Origin of the sequence: Mesorhizobium sp. LMG17149, assembly GCF_024518695.1 — a bacterium.
In the GTDB taxonomy this organism is placed as follows: Bacteria; Pseudomonadota; Alphaproteobacteria; order Rhizobiales; family Rhizobiaceae; genus Mesorhizobium.
The window spans coordinates 209,710-227,680 of sequence record NZ_JANIFL010000004.1; the positions used below are offsets into that span (position 1 = coordinate 209,710).

Annotated in this window: 22 protein-coding genes and 1 pseudogene; 13 read left to right on the forward strand and 10 right to left on the reverse strand. The window is 60.1% G+C overall.

Annotation, left to right across the window (positions count from 1 at the left end; genetic code table 11):
• Positions 1 to 62: 62 nt before the first annotated feature.
• From NP945_RS10135 to NP945_RS10145, 3 genes are all read right to left on the reverse strand, one after another.
• Complete coding sequence (locus NP945_RS10135) at positions 63 to 533, reverse strand: YbhB/YbcL family Raf kinase inhibitor-like protein (protein WP_127268875.1); 471 nt, start codon at positions 531 to 533, stop codon at positions 63 to 65.
• A gap of 46 nt (positions 534 to 579) precedes the next feature.
• Positions 580 to 786, reverse strand: coding sequence for a hypothetical protein (locus NP945_RS10140; RefSeq protein WP_013531530.1), 207 nt, complete (start codon positions 784 to 786; stop codon positions 580 to 582).
• 100 nt (positions 787 to 886) lie between these two features.
• Entirely contained in the window at positions 887 to 2,878 is a 1,992-nt protein-coding gene (locus NP945_RS10145) for a protein-L-isoaspartate(D-aspartate) O-methyltransferase (protein WP_256746247.1), read from the reverse strand.
• Between the two features lie 262 nt (positions 2,879 to 3,140).
• On the opposite strand from NP945_RS10145, the gene NP945_RS10150 reads away from it, so the two are divergent.
• The 4 genes from NP945_RS10150 to NP945_RS10165 are packed head-to-tail and all read left to right on the forward strand — an operon-like array spanning position 3,141 to position 7,476.
• Complete coding sequence (locus tag NP945_RS10150; RefSeq protein ID WP_256746248.1) at positions 3,141 to 5,552, forward strand: phosphoketolase; 2,412 nt, start codon at positions 3,141 to 3,143, stop codon at positions 5,550 to 5,552.
• The gene (locus tag NP945_RS10155) at positions 5,549 to 6,727 is read left to right on the forward strand and encodes an acetate/propionate family kinase (RefSeq protein ID WP_256746249.1); all 1,179 of its coding nucleotides are present in this window, start codon (positions 5,549 to 5,551) and stop codon (positions 6,725 to 6,727) included. Before NP945_RS10150 ends, NP945_RS10155 begins: the two co-directional genes overlap by 4 nt.
• 10 nt (positions 6,728 to 6,737) lie before the next feature.
• Complete coding sequence (locus NP945_RS10160; RefSeq protein ID WP_256746250.1) at positions 6,738 to 7,175, forward strand: hypothetical protein; 438 nt, start codon at positions 6,738 to 6,740, stop codon at positions 7,173 to 7,175.
• 46 nt (positions 7,176 to 7,221) lie between these two features.
• Complete coding sequence (locus NP945_RS10165; RefSeq protein ID WP_127267425.1) at positions 7,222 to 7,476, forward strand: hypothetical protein; 255 nt, start codon at positions 7,222 to 7,224, stop codon at positions 7,474 to 7,476.
• A gap of 61 nt (positions 7,477 to 7,537) precedes the next feature.
• Here NP945_RS10165 and NP945_RS10170 read toward each other — a convergent pair whose 3' ends face one another.
• The 4 genes from NP945_RS10170 to NP945_RS10185 all read right to left on the reverse strand — a co-directional run bounded on the left by NP945_RS10170 (position 7,538) and on the right by NP945_RS10185 (position 8,951).
• Positions 7,538 to 7,702, reverse strand: coding sequence for a hypothetical protein (locus tag NP945_RS10170; protein ID WP_081738679.1), 165 nt, complete (start codon positions 7,700 to 7,702; stop codon positions 7,538 to 7,540).
• A 152-nt stretch (positions 7,703 to 7,854) separates the two neighbouring features.
• Positions 7,855 to 8,055, reverse strand: a complete 201-nt coding sequence (locus NP945_RS10175; RefSeq protein WP_127320534.1) for a KTSC domain-containing protein — start codon at positions 8,053 to 8,055, stop codon at positions 7,855 to 7,857.
• 80 nt (positions 8,056 to 8,135) lie between these two features.
• On the reverse strand, positions 8,136 to 8,570 hold the full coding sequence (locus tag NP945_RS10180; protein WP_256746251.1) for a GFA family protein: 435 nt from the start codon (positions 8,568 to 8,570) through the stop codon (positions 8,136 to 8,138).
• Between the two features lie 81 nt (positions 8,571 to 8,651).
• The gene (locus tag NP945_RS10185) at positions 8,652 to 8,951 is read right to left on the reverse strand and encodes a PRC-barrel domain-containing protein (RefSeq protein WP_013531539.1); all 300 of its coding nucleotides are present in this window, start codon (positions 8,949 to 8,951) and stop codon (positions 8,652 to 8,654) included.
• 568 nt (positions 8,952 to 9,519) lie between these two features.
• Between NP945_RS10185 and NP945_RS10190 the strand changes: the two are divergent.
• From NP945_RS10190 to NP945_RS10205, 4 genes and pseudogenes are all read left to right on the forward strand, one after another.
• A pseudogene (locus NP945_RS10190) lies at positions 9,520 to 10,267 on the forward strand (Crp/Fnr family transcriptional regulator).
• Positions 10,268 to 10,659: 392 nt separating this feature from the next.
• Positions 10,660 to 11,265: an alpha-ketoglutarate-dependent dioxygenase AlkB gene (locus tag NP945_RS10195; protein WP_027036449.1), complete on the forward strand. Its 606-nt coding sequence runs from the start codon at positions 10,660 to 10,662 to the stop codon at positions 11,263 to 11,265.
• A 141-nt stretch (positions 11,266 to 11,406) separates the two neighbouring features.
• Positions 11,407 to 11,847: a DUF2231 domain-containing protein gene (locus tag NP945_RS10200; protein ID WP_256746252.1), complete on the forward strand. Its 441-nt coding sequence runs from the start codon at positions 11,407 to 11,409 to the stop codon at positions 11,845 to 11,847.
• Complete coding sequence (locus NP945_RS10205) at positions 11,844 to 13,184, forward strand: sorbosone dehydrogenase family protein (protein ID WP_256746253.1); 1,341 nt, start codon at positions 11,844 to 11,846, stop codon at positions 13,182 to 13,184. The genes NP945_RS10200 and NP945_RS10205 overlap by 4 nt, the downstream gene beginning before the upstream one ends.
• Positions 13,185 to 13,212: 28 nt before the next feature.
• Here the strand turns inward: NP945_RS10205 and NP945_RS10210 are convergent, their stop codons facing one another.
• Entirely contained in the window at positions 13,213 to 13,929 is a 717-nt protein-coding gene (locus NP945_RS10210; RefSeq protein WP_256746254.1) for an alpha/beta fold hydrolase, read from the reverse strand.
• 419 nt (positions 13,930 to 14,348) lie between these two features.
• On the opposite strand from NP945_RS10210, the gene NP945_RS10215 reads away from it, so the two are divergent.
• Both NP945_RS10215 and NP945_RS10220 read left to right on the forward strand, forming a co-directional pair.
• Positions 14,349 to 14,966, forward strand: coding sequence for a flavodoxin family protein (locus NP945_RS10215; RefSeq protein WP_027036453.1), 618 nt, complete (start codon positions 14,349 to 14,351; stop codon positions 14,964 to 14,966).
• Positions 14,967 to 15,111: 145 nt separating this feature from the next.
• On the forward strand, positions 15,112 to 15,276 hold the full coding sequence (locus NP945_RS10220; RefSeq protein ID WP_013531546.1) for a DUF3309 family protein: 165 nt from the start codon (positions 15,112 to 15,114) through the stop codon (positions 15,274 to 15,276).
• Positions 15,277 to 15,402: 126 nt separating this feature from the next.
• Here NP945_RS10220 and NP945_RS10225 read toward each other — a convergent pair whose 3' ends face one another.
• Positions 15,403 to 16,182, reverse strand: a complete 780-nt coding sequence (locus tag NP945_RS10225) for a DUF1236 domain-containing protein (RefSeq protein ID WP_256746255.1) — start codon at positions 16,180 to 16,182, stop codon at positions 15,403 to 15,405.
• A 195-nt stretch (positions 16,183 to 16,377) separates the two neighbouring features.
• On the opposite strand from NP945_RS10225, the gene NP945_RS10230 reads away from it, so the two are divergent.
• Both NP945_RS10230 and NP945_RS10235 read left to right on the forward strand, forming a co-directional pair.
• Positions 16,378 to 16,830: a hypothetical protein gene (locus tag NP945_RS10230; protein ID WP_127272420.1), complete on the forward strand. Its 453-nt coding sequence runs from the start codon at positions 16,378 to 16,380 to the stop codon at positions 16,828 to 16,830.
• A gap of 96 nt (positions 16,831 to 16,926) precedes the next feature.
• Positions 16,927 to 17,163: a hypothetical protein gene (locus tag NP945_RS10235; RefSeq protein ID WP_127329012.1), complete on the forward strand. Its 237-nt coding sequence runs from the start codon at positions 16,927 to 16,929 to the stop codon at positions 17,161 to 17,163.
• A 10-nt stretch (positions 17,164 to 17,173) separates the two neighbouring features.
• Here NP945_RS10235 and NP945_RS10240 read toward each other — a convergent pair whose 3' ends face one another.
• On the reverse strand, positions 17,174 to 17,431 hold the full coding sequence (locus NP945_RS10240; RefSeq protein ID WP_127267547.1) for a hypothetical protein: 258 nt from the start codon (positions 17,429 to 17,431) through the stop codon (positions 17,174 to 17,176).
• 301 nt (positions 17,432 to 17,732) lie between these two features.
• Between NP945_RS10240 and NP945_RS10245 the strand changes: the two genes are divergently transcribed.
• Positions 17,733 to 17,927 (forward strand): DUF2934 domain-containing protein, encoded by a 195-nt coding sequence (locus NP945_RS10245; RefSeq protein WP_127267550.1) that lies wholly within the window; start codon positions 17,733 to 17,735, stop codon positions 17,925 to 17,927.
• Positions 17,928 to 17,971: the final 44 nt, after the last annotated feature.

The following is a 17,971-nucleotide window of genomic DNA, read 5'->3' on the forward strand; positions in this document are numbered from 1 at the left end:
AACCGGCGAGGAGGAGAACCGTTCCGTGCAGCAGGCCACCTCGGTCGCCCCTGGTCATTAACTTACGAATTGCGTTCGTAGGTTCCGATGAGTTCAGCCTGCTCAAGCGAATGTTTCTGCGCCTCCCGCCAGATGCGCTCGATGCCCACGCTCGCTGGAATGGCAAGGCTCGGCGTGTCGAGCGCGGCCAGCCGGAAATGGTAATGGTGAACGCCATGTCCGACCGGCGGTTCAGGGCCGTCGTAATAGGCGTTGCCAAAATCATTCGTTGCTTGCCTGAGGGCGCCCGGACCCGGCTTGCCGCTTTCGGCCTCGGGAAGTTCCCTCGTGTCCGGGGAGATGTTGAACACCGCCCAATGACCAAACGTTCCGCTCGGCGCGTCAGGATCCTGAACGACGAGAACGAGGCTCTTTGCTTCGTCCGGCACTCCAGACCATTTCAGCGGCGGCGATACGTTTTTGCCGTCTCGTGTGTATCTTTCGGGAATTTGTCCGCCTTCGGCAAAGGCGGCACTGCTAAGGGCAAGTGGCATGGTTCACTCCTTCCGGCGAAGTTGATCGCAGCGACGCGCAGGGCAGCTATTTGTTGGTCCGCATTTTTTGTCTTGGATCGATCCCGCCAGCGGCGGTCGTGTCGTTTTCGACGTCACCTTCGACCGTGTTCTCGCCTTCAAGCTCGAACTCTTCGCCTTCCTTGATCGTTCCCTTGGAAGTCCCGATACCAGGATTGTTCGCCAAGTCGGCATCGCTCGGTTTCTTCCATTTCGGATGTTTGGTTCCGGTCATGAGAAAACTCCTTCGACGGGGATTGCAGTTTTGAAATCGCAGACCGGATGTTCGTTCCGGTTCCACGCCTCAGCTTCTTCATTGGTTCGCCGCGCGCCGGCTAAAGCCCGAAGGGGTAGGTGTCGGGAACGCCGGTTCTTGCATGCTCCGGGCCAAGCGGCGTCACTGCCGCGGTTTTGTCGAACCATAGGAACGCGTCGAACTGCCGGGGCAGGGAAGCGTCCGCATAGTGGCTGCCCAGCTCGGTTTCCGGCCGGTAGATCACCCCGATGAATCGCTCCAGCCTGCGTTCCAGCAGCCGCTCACGCAGCGTTGTGTCGCGCCCGAGGTCGAGCAGGAACCGCGACACAAGGGAATCGTGGCAAAGCCGTTCGTAGCTGTCGGCGTGCGACGCGCGGATTTGCTTCACCTCCATTTTGCCGTCCCAGTCGCTGGCGGCCGCTACAGTGCCGGAATGCGTGCCCATACCGATCAGCGCTGCCTCATCCCCGAAACGCTGCCGGCAGAGCTGGCCGATGTTCAGTTCGTCCCTGACGACGCCCATCTCGGTAAAGCGGGCATCGCCGATATGGGAATTGTGCGCCCACACCACGGCCTTGGCGTTGGGGCCGCCGGCATGCAGCAAATGTTCCAACGTTTCGAACATGTGCGTGTCGCGCAGGTTCCAGGACTCCGCGCCGCCATAGTACATGATCCGGTAATAGTGTTCGGCGGACGCGATCAGCCGGGCATTCTGACTAGCGTCGAGAAAGTCGGTGCCGTCCCTTTTTGCATATTCGAGCTGTTTGGCGAGCAAGTCCCGGCATTGTTCCAGCACCGCTTTCTCGCATTTTTGATAGCCGGCGGTGAGCACCGCGCGGCCGTAGGTGGACGGATCGTGTTGCCAGGGCGTCAGGCAGCCATAGCGTTCGCGCGCGATCTTGGCTGCCTGGGGATCGACCCGGTCGAGATAGTCGAGGACCGCGCCGATGGAACCGCTCATATTGTAGATGTCGAGGCCGTAGAACCCTGCTTGCGCCGAAGGCTCTAGCTTCTCGTTGTGACGGCGCATCCAGTCGGTGAAGGCCGCGACATCGGTGTTGCGCCACATCCAGGTCGGAAATCGCTGGAATGGCGCGCCAGTGCCGGTTCGCGGCCGACGATGGCGAACATAGCGGTCGATCGCCGCTGCGTCGGGCCAGTCTGCCTCGACCGCGACGATGGTGAAGCCGTGGCGTTCGATGAGCCTGCGGGTGATCGCCGCGCGCGCCCTGTAGAATTCGGACGTGCCATGGCTTGCCTCGCCAAGCAGAACAATGCGCCGGTCGGCGAACCGATCGAACAATGCGCCGAAGGCCGGATCGTCGAAATCGGGCAGGGGTTCGGCCGCGGCCGCGATCATATCAGGCAGGCTGATCGGATGGGGATGTCGAAGCGGACGACCAACGTCGGTGGCCGTGCCGTTTTCCGACCAACCCTGCTCGCCGATCAGAGGGACGAAGCGCACGCCGCCGAAATCCTCCTCGCTATAGGTTGCGGCGCCTGTCCGGGTGACTTTGAGCAGACGTTGCAAATCCGGGTCGTCGCCGACCGGAATGACGAGCCTGCCGCCGACATCGAGTTGCTCCTGAAGGGCGAGCGGTGCGCCGGGACCACTGGCTGTCACCACGATGGCGTCGAACGGCGCCGCCTGCGGCCAGCCCTTGGTGCCATCGCCTGTCCGAACCTCGATGTTTTGGTAGCCGAGTTTTTCAAACCGCCGCTTCGCGGCTTCGGCCAAACCGGGATGACGCTCTATCGTGTAGACCTGTTCGACGATCCGGCTCATCACCGCGGCCGCGTATCCCGAGCCGGTGCCAATTTCGAGCACATGGTCACCCGGTTTGACATCCGCCATCTCGATCATGAACGCGACAATGTAGGGTTGCGATATGGTCTGGCCATCGGCGATCGGCAGCGGCGTGTCTTCGTAAGCAAATTCCTCGAAGCCGGGTTCGACGAAGGCCTCGCGTGGAACTTCGCGCATTGCCTGCAGAATCTCACGGTCATGAATGCCACGCCGGCCGACATGGATATTGACCATTCGATCACGGGCACGAGGAAGATCGAGCATCTTTTAGCTCCCTTTGGTGCAACGCTTCGAGGCTATCCTTCGCGGTACCTGCCTTGAGCCTGGTCTTCGCGATTTCAGTTTCTAACCGCCGGAGGACTTCAAGGTTCCCGCCTATTTGCGGATAGGGCCGCAAGCCCGGCCGAGATGGCGTCCGGTCTCTCGGCCGCGTGGGTCGTGACGCCGACCCGAACGCGGCAGTCGGGGGTTGCTCAAGCGCAAAGATGCCCCAGTTATCACCAGCGAACCGAAGCTGGAGATGTCGATGAACGACAAGGCTGCCGCGACGCCGCAGGCCATCGGCCACGAACGGATCGACCTCATGGACCGCTACTGGCGCGCCGCGAATTACATCTCGGTCGGCCAGATCTATCTGCTCGACAATCCGCTGTTGCGCGAACCGTTGAAGGCCGAACACGTCAAGCCGCGGCTGCTTGGCCATTGGGGCACGACGCCGGGGCTGAACTTTCTCTACGTGCATCTGAACCGCGTTATCCGCGAACGCGACCTCGATGTTCTGTTTATCTGCGGGCCGGGCCATGGCGGTCCCGCAATGGTCGCCAACACCTGGCTCGAGGGCACCTATGGCGAGATCTATCCCGATATCGGGCAGGGCGAAGACGGCCTCAGGAAACTGTTCCGGCAGTTTTCCTTCCCCGGCGGCGTGCCAAGCCATGCCGCGCCCGAGACGCCAGGCTCCATCCATGAGGGTGGTGAATTGGGATATGCGTTGGTTCACGCCTTTGGCGCGGCCTTCGACAACCCGGATCTGGTGGTTGCCTGTATCGTTGGTGACGGCGAAGCCGAGACCGGTCCGCTCGCGGCGGCATGGCATTCCAACAAGTTCCTGAACCCGATGTCGGACGGCGCCGTCCTGCCGATCCTGCATCTCAACGGCTACAAGATCGCCAATCCAACGATCCTCGGCCGTATGGACGATCAGGAGTTGCGAAGTCTCTTCGCCGGCTATGGCTACGAACCGTTCTTCGTCGAAGGCCACGAGCCGCTTGCCATGCACCAGTCGATGGCCGCGACGCTCGACACGGTGCTCGATCGCATCCGGTCCATTCAGGAACAGGCACGGGCTCCGGGATGGCATGGTCAACGCCCGCAATGGCCGATGATCGTGCTGCGCAGCCCCAAGGGATGGACAGGTCCCAAGGAGGTCGATGGCGAGAAGGTCGAGGGTTTCTGGCGCTCGCATCAAGTGCCGGTGTCGAACGCACGCGGAAATGAGGGCCACCGCAAGATCCTCGAAAACTGGATGCGAAGCTACGAACCGGGAGAGCTGTTCGATGAAGGCGGGCACCTGTTACCAGAGCTCGCGGCACTTGCCCCAACAGGGACAAAGCGCATGGGCGCAAGCCCGTACGCGAATGGCGGACTGTTGAAGCGCGATCTTGTGCTTCCCGACTGGAAAAGCCTGGCGCTGGAAGTGCCTCGTCCGGGAGGCGTCGTCGCTGAAGCGACGCGGATTTGCGGAAGCTATCTTCGCGAGGTGTTCCGCCTCAATGCCGAGGCGCGGAATTTTCGCCTGATGGGGCCGGACGAGACGTCATCCAACCGCCTCGACGAGGTGTTCGAAGTTACCGATCGGCTCTGGATGCAGCGCATTGAACCCTACGACGTCCATCTTTCCCGTGACGGACGTGTCATGGAGGTGCTCAGCGAGCACCTCTGCCAGGGCTGGCTTGAAGGCTATCTGCTCACCGGCCGCCACGGCCTGTTCTCCTGCTATGAGGCCTTCATCCACATTGTCGATTCGATGGTCAACCAGCATGCCAAATGGCTGAAGACCTCCGGCGAGCTTGCCTGGCGCAAGCCGATCGCCTCGCTCAATTACCTTTTGACCTCGCATGTCTGGCGGCAGGATCACAATGGTTTCAGCCATCAGGATCCGGGCTTTGCCGATCTGGTCGCCAACAAGAAGGCCGATACGGTAAGGCTCTATTTTCCGCCGGATGCCAACACCCTGCTGTGGATCACCGATCATTGCCTGAGAACCTATAACCGCATCAATGTCATTACCGCCGGCAAGCAGCCGGCACCGCAATGGCTGTCCATTGAAGAAGCCGAAGCGCATTGCAAGGCGGGGGCGGGCATCTGGGAATGGGCCGGTACGGTTGCTCAGGGCGAGGAGCCCGACGTGGTCATGGCCTGCGCCGGCGACGTGCCGACGCTGGAAACGCTGGCCGCGACCGACATTCTGCGCTCTGCGATCCCCAACCTGAAAATCCGCGTCGTCAACGTCGTCGACCTGATGACGCTGCAGTCCAACACCGAGCATCCGCACGGGCTCGCCGATGGAGACTTCGATACGTTGTTCACGAAGACACGGCCTGTCATCTTCGCCTATCACGGCTATCCCTATCTTATTCATCGCCTGACCTACCGTCGCGCCAACCATGACAACATGCATGTGCATGGCTTCCGAGAGGAGGGCACCACGACGACGCCGTTCGACATGGTGGTGCTCAACGAACTCGATCGCTACCACCTCGCGCTTGCCGCCATTGAACGTGTGCCGGGACTGGCCGAAAGGGCTGAAGGGCTTGCCGGCGAACTCCACGGCCGGTTGGTAAAGCACAGGGCTTATGTCCGCGAGCACGGCGAGGATATGCCCGAAATCCAGAAATGGAGCTGGCCCGACAAAGGCGCGGCAAAGGCGCGCCAATGACGCGTCGGTCGATCCTGGCGCTGAATGCCGGTTCGTCCAGCATCAAGTTCGCGCTCTACGATCTTACCTTGTCACAGGATATGCAGCTCGTTTCGCGCGGCACGTTGGACTTGGGCGACACACCCACACTCCGCGCAAAAGCGGCCGACGGAACGGTGCAGTGCGATCGGCAGCTCGCCACCGACAAGCCGCGGGACGCGGCCATAGGCGAGATGCTGAATTGGGTGCAGGGCGAAATCGGCGAAAGAAACCTGCTCTGCGCCGGCCATCGTATCGTGCATGGCGGAAGCGAGTTCATCGAACCTGTCCGTCTGGCCCCAGACATCATCGACGCCATCGACAGACTGACGCCGCTCGCTCCGCTGCATCAGCCTCGCAGTCTCGCGCCGGTCCGCGCGATAGCCGCCTTGCAACCGGACCTGCCACAGGTTGGTTGTTTCGACACCGCTTTCCACCAGACGATCGATCCGCTCGTGCGGCGCTTCGCCCTTCCGCGCCCATATGAAGGGCAAGGCTTGCGCCGCTACGGGTTTCACGGTCTCTCCTATGAATACATCGCCGGGCGGCTCAGCGGGATATCGCCAACTCTTGCGGCGAAACGCACCATCGTCGCCCATCTCGGCAATGGTGCCAGCCTTTGCGCTTTGCGCGAGGGCAAGAGCATCGATACGACGATGGGGTTTTCGGCCCTGGATGGCCTCGTCATGGGCACGCGGTGCGGCGCCATCGATCCCGGCGTGCTGTTGCACTTCCTACTGGAAAGAGGCATCGCGGCTGAGGAGCTGCAGACGATGCTTTACGAGAAGTCGGGACTGCTCGGCGTATCCGGTATTTCGGGCGACATGAGGACGCTGGAAGGGAGCAACGATCCTCGCGCCCAAGAGGCGATGGCGCTTTTTGCCTTCCGCGCGGCGAGGGAAGCAGCAGCGCTTGCAAACACGATGGGTGGTCTTGAATGCCTCGTGTTCACCGCCGGCATCGGCGAACGGTCCGCGTCCATCCGCAAGGCCATATGCGAAAAACTGACCTGGCTTGGCGTGGTGCTTGAAGAACGCGCCAACGACATCCACGCCGAAATCATCAGTCGTCCCGAGAGCAAGGTGGAGGTGCGCGTGATTGCGACCGATGAGGAAAGTGTCGTTGCACGTCACAGCCGCAAGGTGATGCAAGCCTGAAGGCTCGCCATTGGCATCGGAAACCCGGCGTCGGTTCGGCTCGGTAAAAGCGCGGGCAAGGGCATTCCCTGTACGAAAATTACCAAGCAAGCGGTCGGGGGAACCAACTGCCCATGGAAATATTGTGCGAGCAATCTCGGCTAACCCCGAGACCGTCGGCACGATGATCACGCCGACAGCCATACTTCAGGCATTGGCTGAGGAATCCATGTTTACGGACGATGTTGCGGTGAGGCGCCTGAAAATCCTGGTCCAGCAATATGTCGAGACACGCAAGAAACGCCACGATGTGATCTCTACCGCCAAGGCCGGAACCGCAATTCGGGAGGTGATGCCAAGTTGCCCGCTTTCGGGAAAGGCCTTCGATGATCTGATTGCGGCCTGCGCCATCGAGCATGGCCTGGCTGTGCTCTTCGACAATCCGGGTACATCAGGCACTGAAATCTGAGGCTGGCGCTTCCGATTCCATCATCGCAATGAGGAGTTCAGTCGGCATGTCCAGGTACTTTTTCGACCTTCGAGACGAGAGCGGAAGCTTGCAGGAGGATCCCGAGGGCCAGGAATTTTCTGATCTCGCGAGCGCCGAGGAAAACGCGATGGCGTCGGCGAAGGAAATCCTCGCCGAAGAGCTGCTGCATGGCAAGCCGCTGCGTACCGGATTGGCCTTCGAGATTTTTGACGAGAACCGCAACCTGGTGCTGCGCTTCCCCTTTGCCCTCGCGGCCGAAAAGGCCGGCGAACCGCCTTAATCCCGAATTGCCTGGCGGCCGATCCCCTGCAGGGGTCATGCAAGCCGGGCCTCAATGCGTCCTATCCTTCCGCCTTGAAGTTTCTGGCTTCTTTCTCGACCTTGGGGCTGTCCTTGCCATGCTTTTGCATAAGCTCCTTGGCCTGCTTGGGTGAGACGTCGGTGGTCTCTGCCAAGCGCAGCGCCTTCTTGTCCTTGCTTTCGGTCTTCTGCTTCTTGGCCGTCATGGCTCTTGAACTCCCTTGAAGCCTGTTCCGATCGATCTTTGCCGGTCCCGAGCATATCCAGATGAATTGTCATTGCCTGGTTTGCTTCGACGAGACGTCAACGAGACGATGCGGGTCAGGTTCCGTGCATCGTCTGCTCATGTCCGAACTTGTCACGCCACGCGGCGGTACCGATGGCGATCTCGGATGAATTCATTGAAGAATCGGCCTTTTGAGGAAGCTTTGGTGAAAGCGGCATAAGTTACCGGAGCAACATCCTCATAGTCGTAACGTTTGCCGCTCGGAACAAACCAGACCGAGAGGATCCTGGTGGCGGGGTCGTATTGTGCGTTTCGGATCACGGTCGATGGCATGGTGGCACCCGACGGGTCTGCCCGAATAACCCGTTAGCGATCGTCAGGTTCCGCCGATGCCCTCGCGCCTTGCACCGCGACTACCGGTCGCGCGGGTTGCCCAACTTCGGGTCGCGCTTCCTCGAATATCGGTCGATGCGTGGCAGGCTGTCATCAAACTCGATGTACGGTAGCCTCAGAACCCAATAGGCATGGGCTTGCGGCTGAAAACCTTCAGGTTTGTCAAAGAAGCCGACCGTCACGTAGAACTCGTCCGGCAGACCTTCGTCGCTATAGCCTATCGAGCTTCCACAGTCCGGGCAGAACGTGCGGGTGACGCCTGGCGTTTTGGAAAAGGCCTTCGGTGTCCCTCTAAGAAGCTGAAATTGCTCAGGCCGGTAACCGACCCAGATTGTCATCGGACTTCCGATGGCCCGGCGGCAATCGTCGTCGTGATCGTAGCATATCCAAAAAGGCTCTCCGCCCATGGCTGCGGCGATCCCTCCGCAGAAGCAGGCTCCGGTCTCGCGCCGCATCGTCTGTCCATCCTGTCGCGCCCAAGGGACGTTCAGAGAGCGGCCAAGCGGCCGCTCCCGTTCAAGGTGAAGTCCTCGAAATCATGCATCGTGATGCTCGGGCATGCTCTTGAGCTGATCCTTGGTCCAGTTCGTCACCGCGTGAACGTCGCCGTCTTCATCGCGCATGAATTCCAACTGGCTCGCGGGAACGGCCACCGGCTTGGCACCTATGCCGAGAAAGCCGCCGACATCGATGACGACCTGACTGGCGGCTCCAGAGCCGTGGACGTGCGAAACGCTGCCGACCTTGTTGTCGTCCGCGTCGTAAATTGTGGCGTCTTCGAGAATGTCTGGCGTCAGTTCGGTGCTTGTGAGGCGTACGTGGTTGGTGTGATCCATCGTTCGGACTCCTGTTGGGTGGAATATTTGAACCTCTCAGCCGGGCAATCGTTCCGAAGAATTTCGGGGCGACGGACGGACGACGCAAGGACGCAAGAACCCTCAAATCAGCCTCGGCCCGAATTGACTCGCAAAGCTCTGTACGGAAGCGTACAAAGGGCAATCGTCAGCAGCACAATTGGGCGCTGACGCTTGGGAGTGACCACCGCTCTTGCCCATCGCGAGGCATGGCGTTGCATGGCAAAGGCGCCCGAGCACCCCGGTCTGCCAGTAGACGCGATAACCGCGCTGGCGCGGGATACAGGCGCCACTGAACAGCAGATACGCGAAATCATATCGCTCCTCGGGTTCGATCGCGCCTCTATCCTGCGGGAGGCTCGTTTGCTGGCGAAAGATGGTCAGCCAACAAGGCCTTCGAGTCTTCAGCAGTAACTGTCGGTTTCATACCAACACGCCGGCTCGTCTAGTGCTGCGCGAGACGAAGTCTATGGTTCGTTACCGTCCGCTCGTTCGACGGGCGCGGCCGGCTAAGAGATTCCAGTGCTCTTGCCCAAGGGAAAAGAGTCTCGTGGATTACCAGATACTGCAAGCCAAGAGCGAATTGCTTCGCCGCATGAGCGCGGACGATCTCGCGCGGCTGAGGCCGCATCTGGCGAGCGCTTTCCTGGAGTTGCGCGCCGCTGGAGACTGCGGGGCAGAAGATCGAAGCCGTCTATTTTCTGGAAAGCGGACTGGCATCGGTGGTGGCCAGTACTTCGGAGGCAACCGAAGCGGAAGTCGGAATCATCGGGTTCGAAGGAATGACCGGTTCGGCCCTGATCATGGGGGACGACCAGGCGAACTTTGATTGTTACGTCCAGTCGACATGCGAGGCCCTCCGGATAGAGGCTGCTCCATTCGTCGAAGCCCTGGAGGACAGTCCTACATTGCGGCCGTTCCTGTTGCGCTATGTCCAATATTTCCATGTTCAGACAAGCTACACGGCATCGATCAACGCACGGCAGAGCCTGGAAGTCCGGCTGGCGAGATGGCTTTTGATGTGCAGCGACCGCACTGTCGGCGACAGACTTATGATAACCCATGAATTTCTGTCCATCATGCTTGGTGTCAGGCGTCCGGGGGTTACCGTCGGTCTGCAGATGATCGAGAGTTACGGCTATATCCGAGCGCGCCGCGGAGAGATCACGATCCGCGATCGAGATGGTCTCATAAAGTTGGCGCGAGACTCTTACGGTCCACCCGAAACCCAGTACCGCCGGCTGATCGGAGATTTGGGCTCGAAGCATCCTGCGAGGCAGGAGCGGCCACTCGCTTGAGGGCCGGGGCCAACAGAGGCTTCTCCGCCACTGAACCGCCAAGAAGACATTTCGAGTGGCCGACGCGATGATGCCGGTGAGACACCGTTGCCCAAACCCGCGCCGGCCACTGCGGCATGTTTTGGGGATGCCGCGTTGCCAATCTAGTTGCTGACAAGCAACTGGCAACGAAGGCTCGCGGTTTGGTAAGAACCGTACGTACATGCATGCAACCTCCCTCGGTCGCATTCAAGGCATGCCCGCGGAATCCTGGATTGAATACAGTCACCCCGATAGACTCCGGATTGACAGGCTTTGTCCGGTCAGCGCGGTGATATCCGCAGGGCGGAGTGCAGATTTGCTGGCTCGGTTCCGATATTGCCAGGCGGGCTGGCCTTCACCATCTAGCTGGGATGGCGACACCTAAATCGAAAGCACTCGGCTCCGGCTCATCCGGGCTCCAGCACGATCTCTTTGGTGCCGCCGACGACCTGCCGGAAGGTTTCCTCTACCAGCCTGATCTTATCACCGCGCAAGAAGAAACCGAACTCGCCCGGCATCTCGAAGGCCTGCCTTTCGAGGCGTTCGATTTCCATGGCCATCTGGCAAACCGGCGCGTCGTGGGTTTTGGCCTGCGCTACGACTACGATAGGCGCCAGGTGGTCGAGGCCCCGCCGATCCCTGACTTCCTGTTGGCCCTGCGCGACCAGATCGCGGCGTTGGCAGGCAAGCCCGCCGATGCCTTCGCGCAAGTGTTGATCAATGAATACCGGCCCGGCGCCGGCATCGGCTGGCATCGAGACAAACCTCATTTCGAAGACGTTGCGGGTGTTTCGTTGCTGGCGCCTTGCAGCTTCCGGCTCCGGCGGAAGAATGGCGCCAAGTGGGATCGCCGGACCATCGTCGTCGAACCAAGGTCGGCGTATCTCATGACTGGATCATCGCGCACGGAATGGGAGCACAGCATTCCGCCAGTTGACCTGCATCGATACTCGATCACCTTGCGGACATTGCGCTAACTCCGCAGGAGCATCGCGCACCTCGCCGTTCTGAGGCATCGCCAGCGCCATCACGAGTTCTTGAACGCAAACGGTTCCGGGAACCTCCCAACCACAAGTTGGTTTGGAGGACAGGTACAGCTTCAAAGGTGGAGAATGTCCATGGCCCGCGCCCGATCCGTGTTGGTGGCCGCCAGGCGTCCGTTGCATAGAACGCCGATGGCAGTCGCAAATGCATGTTTCGTCGGCACATTGCTGACCGACGTTGCCTATTGGCGAAGCGCTGAAATGATGTGGGCCGATTTTTCCGCCTGGCTGCTGCTTGCCGGCCTGCTTGTAGGCGTGCTCGCGGTTCTTGCAGCACTGGTCGATTTGTTTACCGACCGGCTTTCCGGTGAAGCCGGGCCTGTATGGCCATATCTCCTCGGCAGCTTCGTCGTGCTCGTCATATCGCTCTTCAATGCACTGGTGCACAGCCGGGATGCCTGGACCTCGGTCGTGCCGACGGGGCTCATCCTGTCCGCCGCCGCCGTGATCGTTATTCTCTTGGTGGGCCTGCTGGGATGGAGTTCCGGCCGCACTCAAGTGGAGGTGGTCGAATGAATGTCTCCGCCAGACATATCCCGCGTATCGCCAGCCTCGGTCTGCTGTGCGGATCGATTTTGGTGCTGCCCGCCTGCAGCGACAACGAACCGGATCCCACCGATCACGTCGGAGCGAACCCGATGCTGCCTGAGCCTATTCAGTATCTGGTGCCGCCGATGCATGTCGCGTCGGTCATCGGTTGGAAACAGGAGGAAAGGCCGACGGTCGCCAAGGGTTTGCAAATCCAGGCCTTCGCCAAGGGATTAAAGCATCCGCGCTCGCTTTACACATTGCCGAATGGTGACGTTCTGGTGGTCGAGTCCGTGGCGCCGCCCGGTGCGGTGATCAAGCGGCCGAAAGACCTGGTCATGGGCTGGATCGAGTCCATGGCGACGTCGGGCGGCGGCACCGAAGGAAGCAACCGTATCACTCTGCTGCGCGATACCAACGGCGATGGTGTGCCCGATGTCCAGGAGGTTTTTCTCGATCATCTCAATTCGCCCTTTGGTGTGGCGCTGGTCGGCAACGATCTCTACGTCGCCAACACCGACGCCATCGTGCGGTACCCCTACACGTCGGGCGACACCAAGATCACCGCCCCGGGCACCGTGCTGACGCCGTTGCCCGGCGGGCCTATCGATCACCACTGGACAAAGTCTCTCGTGGCCAGCCGCGACGGGTCTCTGCTTTATGTCGGCATCGGATCCAACAGCAACATCACCGAGAACGGCATCCAGGCGGAAAAGGACCGGGCTGCCATCTGGGAAGTCGACAGGGCCACTGGCCGTTATCGTGTTTTCGCGAGCGGCCTGCGCAACCCCAACGGGCTGAGCTGGGAGCCGCAGAGCGGCACGCTATGGGCTGTTGTCAACGAGCGCGACGAGTTCGGTCCCAACCTGGTTCCCGACTACATGACCTCGGTCAAGGACGGCGCGTTCTATGGTTGGCCGTACAGCTACTATGGTCAGCATGTCGACCCGCGCGTGATGCCGCAGCGGCCGGATTTGGTCGCCAAGGCGATCCCTCCCGACTATGCCTTGAGTTCCCACGTCGCACCTCTGGGCTTAGCGTTCTACACTGGAACCAACCTGCCGGACCTGTATCGCAACGGCGCCTTTGTTGGCGAGCATGGCAGCTGGAACCGCAAGAGCTTCAACGGCTACAAGGTCGTTTTCGTGCCGTTCAAGGATGGTCATCCAGACGGCAAGCCGCAGGATGTCGTCACCGGTTTCCTCGACAAGGACAACAAGGCGCACGGGCGGCCGGTCGGTGTTGCCGTCGACAAATCGGGCGCGTTGCTGATCGCTGACGATGTCGGAAACACGGTCTGGCGCGTAACTTCCGCGAGCCAGTAGGCACCTGCATAAACGCGGATCGCTTCACCTATCTCGGTGCAAATTCCGCCAGCGCCTTGACGAATTCTGCCGGTGCCTCGATCGGCAGGAATTCGCCGCAGTTGGCGATCACGCGACCTTGCAGGTTCTTTGCTCCAGACAGCCTCAAGCCTTCCAGGTAGTCGTCGATCGATCCGAAATCCGCGTCGCCGCGGATATAGAGGATCGGAACTTCGATGCGCGCCGGTACTGCATTGACCTTGGCATCCTCCTTGAACGCGCGATACCAATCAAAGCCGGCCTTAAGTGCCTCCGGCCTCGAATAGGCCTGCGTAAACGTCTCCCGCATTTCATTGGTCAATGCATCGGGACGGCCGGCGAGCAGATCGAAGAAGAAATCGAAGTAGGCGCGCTGGTGGCCCGTCACCAGCAACTCCGGTAACTCGGGCACCGCATGGAAAGCGAAATGCCAGATGTCCGGGTTTGCGACTACCTTCGTCCATGGATGAAGGCCGGGGATAACCGTGTTCATCGGCACCGCGCCGACGATGCGACCGCCATGATGGCGAGCAGCAGCGAAGGCAATCATGCCGCCCACATCAAAGCCTGCAACGACGATGGATTTGGCCCCAAGCGCCTCGGCTGCTGAAATCACGATATCGGCAAGAACCTTCTTTTCCGCCGACGGCGGAGTGCCACGAGATCCACCGATCTCCGGAAGATCGAAAGCCAGCGTAAAGTATCGCGCGCCGAGTTCATCGATCACACCATCGTAGATTTCCGGGAATGGGGCCAGCCGTGCAGAAGGATCAAGGCCGGTCGACCTGGATCGCCGGCCATGGATACAGCCAGCTGCATATCGCCTGCTTCGAGGGTCTGGACGAGCATCGTCTATCCATTCTCAGGAATTCAGGAGAAAACGACGAGCGGTCAAATAGGTTGCCCGCCCCGGTTTCCGCCGGCGTCGCTCACCGCCGCCTGTTCTCCAGCGGTGGTCAGTGCTCAAGAGCCAGCCCGCTCTGAGCCGGCTGGACCGTCATCAAGTGGGAGGAGGGGGCCACTCTCTCTGCTGGCCCGCCTACGGAACAAGCATTCAATCCTGGCGTTGAAATGCCGGGCGATCCCGCATGGGCTGTCGTGAAGAAGTCGGGGCGATTGCAATTAGGACAATGCAGGGAGATTCACATGCCGCTCACGGCCTTCGCACTTAATTGCTCGCTCAAAGCTTCGAACGACAGAGAAAAATCCTCCACCGATCGGTTGCTCGCCGATGTCCTGGCGGCGCTGATGCAATACGAGGTGAAGGGCGAGATCGTGCGTGCGCTCAGTCACGATATCAAGCCCGGCGTGCTCTCCGACATGGGCGAGGGCGACGATTGGCCGAAACTCAGAGAAAAAATACTGGCGGCCGACATTTTCGTACTCGGCCTCCCGATCTGGCTTGGTCAGCCCTCGAGTGTGGCCAAGCGCGTCCTGGAGCGGATGGATGCGTTTCTCGAGGAGACCGATGACAAAGGGCGCATGCCGGCAGCAGGAAAGGTGGCCTTGGTGGCCATCGTCGGCAATGAGGACGGTGCGCATCACTGCCACGCGGAATGCTTTCAGGCACTGAACGATGTTGGCTTCACCATCCCGGCCAATGGCGGGGTCTACTGGGTTGGCGAGGCCATGGAGGATGTCAACTATGTCGACCTGCCGGCAACTCCGGAAAAAGTCTCGGGTGCGATCGAAATGGCAGCATCAAACGCCGCCCATCTCGCTGGATTGCTGAAAGACCGGGGCTACTTGGGCGTCTCGGGGTGACCTTTGTTCGCCTGACATCCTTGAACCTGGCAGCGTCGATGCGGTCTCAGTCGGGAACAGGAAGGCTTGTAGCGAGTTCATAATCACATCAGCCGGCGACCGCCGCTCCGTCTAAGGCGCGAAGCCGCAAACAGGAGAGCAAGTCATGGGTCTCGGCACAATTCTTATCATCATTCTGATTATTGCATTGCTTGGCGGTTTTAGTGGGCTTGGCGGCGGGCCATTCTACGGCACCGGCTATTACGGCGGGGGCGGCCTCGGTCTTCTGCTGCTTATAGTCATTATCCTGGTCGTGCTCGGGCGTCTCTAGCCCTCGCGATGCGGTGGCAGGGTGTATCACCTGCCGCTTGCAGTCCCTTTTGCGGGTTGCTTTGAATCCATAGCAGCCCAGCAATGGCGGTCCGCCCTCTGGAGGGCGGACCACTGCTCGGACATATCAGGTCAAAATCAGGACGATCTTGAACGTATCCGGATCAACGATCACGATCCGGCCGTCCGCAAGCACGAAATACTCGTAGCTTTCGTAAGCGGGAACGATCTTGACGATACGAGCCGGCAAACGATGCAGCCTGACCTTTTGCCGCGGAACTTCGACGCCGACGGTGATGTCAAAATCGACGTTGGACACAGGCTCGACTTTCGTCTCCCGGATGATCTGGGTGACTTGGGTTTTCTGCTCCACCGTCACGTTGTTGATGGAACCGGTCGACGTCGTATCCTGCGTCGAGGCCTTGCCCTGGGCCTGCTCGTCGGTTTGCGTCTTGGCCTTGTCCTGAGCCTGCTGGTCGGTGGTGGTGCCGGCCTTGCCTTGAGCCTGCTCGTCGGTCTGCGTCTTGGCCTTGTCCTGAGCCTGCTGGTCGGTGGTGGTGCCGGCCTTGCCTTGAGCCTGCTCGTCGGTCTGCAGCTTGGTCTTGTCCTGAGCCTGCTGGTCGGTGGTGGTGCCGGCCTTGCCCTGAGCCTGCTCGTCGGTCTTCAGCTTGGTCTTGTCCTGAGCCTGCTGGTCGGTGGTGGTGCCGGCATTGCCCTGAGCCTGCTCGTCAGTCTTCAGCTTGGCCTTGCCCTGGGCCTGCTCGCCCATCTTGGAACCGCAGTCAGCCTGCCCGGAAACGCAATTGGCGTCTGCGCCAGACTGGCTTTCGGGCTGTTGTGTCTGAGCCATCGCCGTTCCACAGCCGAGCCCGATCGCCAGCATGCTGGTAGTGAGAACATGTTTCATGGGGAAATCTCCCTGGGTAAGGTTCGTCCCTTCAGTGCGTAGAACCAGCACGCAAAAAAAATGTTCCGAGATAGTTGAGTGAGGGCTAAAAAACGACCTCGCTTGAGATCATACGATCGCGGGCGAAAGCCGCCGCTAAAACGACCTTTTCAACTCTGCCGATTGCCCTAGCTCTCTCCTGAGAGGAGACCGGATATGGCAATTTATAGTCTGAGAGTGGTCAGCTTCATTTTCGTTGTATTGGCTTTCGTTCCGGCCGCCGCGCATTTCTTCACGATGTTCAACAAGATGAAGCTCGACGGGCCGAACTATCTGGCTGCGCAACGCGCCTATGATGGATGGAGCCTGTTCGGCATCGTAGTGCTGGGAGCATTGCTCTCTACGGCCGCCCTGGCGATCCTGCTCTACCGAGCGAGTGCATCTTTCGGCTTGGTTGTTGTCGCCTTTCTCAGCATCGGCGCCACGCAATTTGCCTTCTGGACGCTGACCTATCCAATCAATCAGGCGACCCGGAACTGGACTGTCCTGCCTGAAAACTGGGAGCTGCTTCGGCGCCAATGGGAGTATTCGCATGCCATCGCCGCCGGCCTCAACGCCTTGGCGTTGCTTGTGCTTTTCCTATCGGCGCTTCGCGCTGCGGTGCGTTGAACGACCACGTCTTCACCAGCACGGCCGCCGAGCGGGCAGGAACCACCAATGAAGCGAAAACATTGACCCGCCAGATGTTTCCAGCGTGGCCCGAAAATGAAGCGGTACTATTTCGATCTTCAAAACGGTGACGGCGCGATACCCGATGATAACGGGCAGCTGTTCGAATCCCGGGAACAAGCCAGAGCGGAAGCAATTCGTATTTTGCAGGATGTTGCCCAAGACGAAATGCCCGACTGCGATTTCGTCAAGGTAACCGTCAAAGTACGCGATGAGATCGGTGCGCAGATGTTTGAGGCATCGCTTGTCCTGACCTCCGGATGGAGCGTGTGATGCCGCAGTGCTAGCGGCTATACCGCACCGGGATTTGCACGACATTCTCCGATCCAGGCAGATCGAAGGCCATGGCCAACTGACGTACGGAGGCCATCTCCACGATCAGTTCTTCGATCGAAAGATCCGGCAGACCGGTCTTCACCCTCTGCCTCACCCTGGCCGCAAGTTCATGGACCCGTACCGGGACGAAAAGCGGGCTGTCGTCCAGCAGCTTGCTGATTTCGATGACCACATCGGCGTCGATGTCTTTCGGCAATTCCCGCATGGGCGTCACCTCCAATCGAAGCAACAGCCCGCCATATCGGTGCGGCGGGCGATCAGGCATTGAGCGCCGGGCAGTGGGATCGGAGAGGGACGTGCTCGACGCTGGCCGATAGCCAGATTCATAAAGCTGCGGGCATCGGTGTGTCACGAAAAAATATCAGTACGAAAATTACCAAGCGGTTCGTCCCACGCAATCCACAAGCGCCTTCCCGAAATCGCGGCTCCGGCAGCGGCTGTTCCCGACAGAGGAGGAACAAAAAATATGGCCCGGAATTGAGACTGACGAATTGGAGGATCTGGCCATGGACAGCAGGGAAGAAAAGATCAAACGGCGAGCCCATGAAATCTGGGAACAAGAGGGCCGGCCGGCTGGCCGCGAGCAGGAGCACTGGGACCAGGCCGTGCAGGAGATCGAGGCTGAGGGGTCGGAGACTGAACGTGGCCCGGTTTTGCCTGATCCGACAGTTGCAGCCGATTCCAATAGCTTGAAGCGTTGATCGTCAGATGCCGTGGCGTCTTGAGAGGACGATCAGGCAACCAA

Coding starts and splice junctions, on each gene's coding strand:
- NP945_RS10140 (WP_013531530.1), bottom strand. CDS start 786: ATGACCGGAACCAAACATCCGAAATGGAAGAAACCGAGCGATGCCGAC.
- NP945_RS10145 (WP_256746247.1), bottom strand. CDS start 2,878: ATGCTCGATCTTCCTCGTGCCCGTGATCGAATGGTCAATATCCATGTC.
- NP945_RS10225 (WP_256746255.1), bottom strand. CDS start 16,182: ATGAAACATGTTCTCACTACCAGCATGCTGGCGATCGGGCTCGGCTGT.
- NP945_RS10180 (WP_256746251.1), bottom strand. CDS start 8,570: ATGCGGCGCGAGACCGGAGCCTGCTTCTGCGGAGGGATCGCCGCAGCC.
- NP945_RS10215 (WP_027036453.1), top strand. CDS start 14,349: ATGCCGCTCACGGCCTTCGCACTTAATTGCTCGCTCAAAGCTTCGAAC.
- NP945_RS10245 (WP_127267550.1), top strand. CDS start 17,733: ATGGACAGCAGGGAAGAAAAGATCAAACGGCGAGCCCATGAAATCTGG.
- NP945_RS10155 (WP_256746249.1), top strand. CDS start 5,549: ATGACGCGTCGGTCGATCCTGGCGCTGAATGCCGGTTCGTCCAGCATC.
- NP945_RS10135 (WP_127268875.1), bottom strand. CDS start 533: ATGCCACTTGCCCTTAGCAGTGCCGCCTTTGCCGAAGGCGGACAAATT.
- NP945_RS10205 (WP_256746253.1), top strand. CDS start 11,844: ATGAATGTCTCCGCCAGACATATCCCGCGTATCGCCAGCCTCGGTCTG.
- NP945_RS10230 (WP_127272420.1), top strand. CDS start 16,378: ATGGCAATTTATAGTCTGAGAGTGGTCAGCTTCATTTTCGTTGTATTG.
- NP945_RS10165 (WP_127267425.1), top strand. CDS start 7,222: ATGTCCAGGTACTTTTTCGACCTTCGAGACGAGAGCGGAAGCTTGCAG.
- NP945_RS10235 (WP_127329012.1), top strand. CDS start 16,927: ATGAAGCGGTACTATTTCGATCTTCAAAACGGTGACGGCGCGATACCC.
- NP945_RS10185 (WP_013531539.1), bottom strand. CDS start 8,951: ATGGATCACACCAACCACGTACGCCTCACAAGCACCGAACTGACGCCA.
- NP945_RS10170 (WP_081738679.1), bottom strand. CDS start 7,702: ATGACGGCCAAGAAGCAGAAGACCGAAAGCAAGGACAAGAAGGCGCTG.
- NP945_RS10195 (WP_027036449.1), top strand. CDS start 10,660: ATGGCGACACCTAAATCGAAAGCACTCGGCTCCGGCTCATCCGGGCTC.
- NP945_RS10240 (WP_127267547.1), bottom strand. CDS start 17,431: ATGCGGGAATTGCCGAAAGACATCGACGCCGATGTGGTCATCGAAATC.
- NP945_RS10200 (WP_256746252.1), top strand. CDS start 11,407: ATGGCCCGCGCCCGATCCGTGTTGGTGGCCGCCAGGCGTCCGTTGCAT.
- NP945_RS10175 (WP_127320534.1), bottom strand. CDS start 8,055: ATGCCATCGACCGTGATCCGAAACGCACAATACGACCCCGCCACCAGG.
- NP945_RS10150 (WP_256746248.1), top strand. CDS start 3,141: ATGAACGACAAGGCTGCCGCGACGCCGCAGGCCATCGGCCACGAACGG.
- NP945_RS10220 (WP_013531546.1), top strand. CDS start 15,112: ATGGGTCTCGGCACAATTCTTATCATCATTCTGATTATTGCATTGCTT.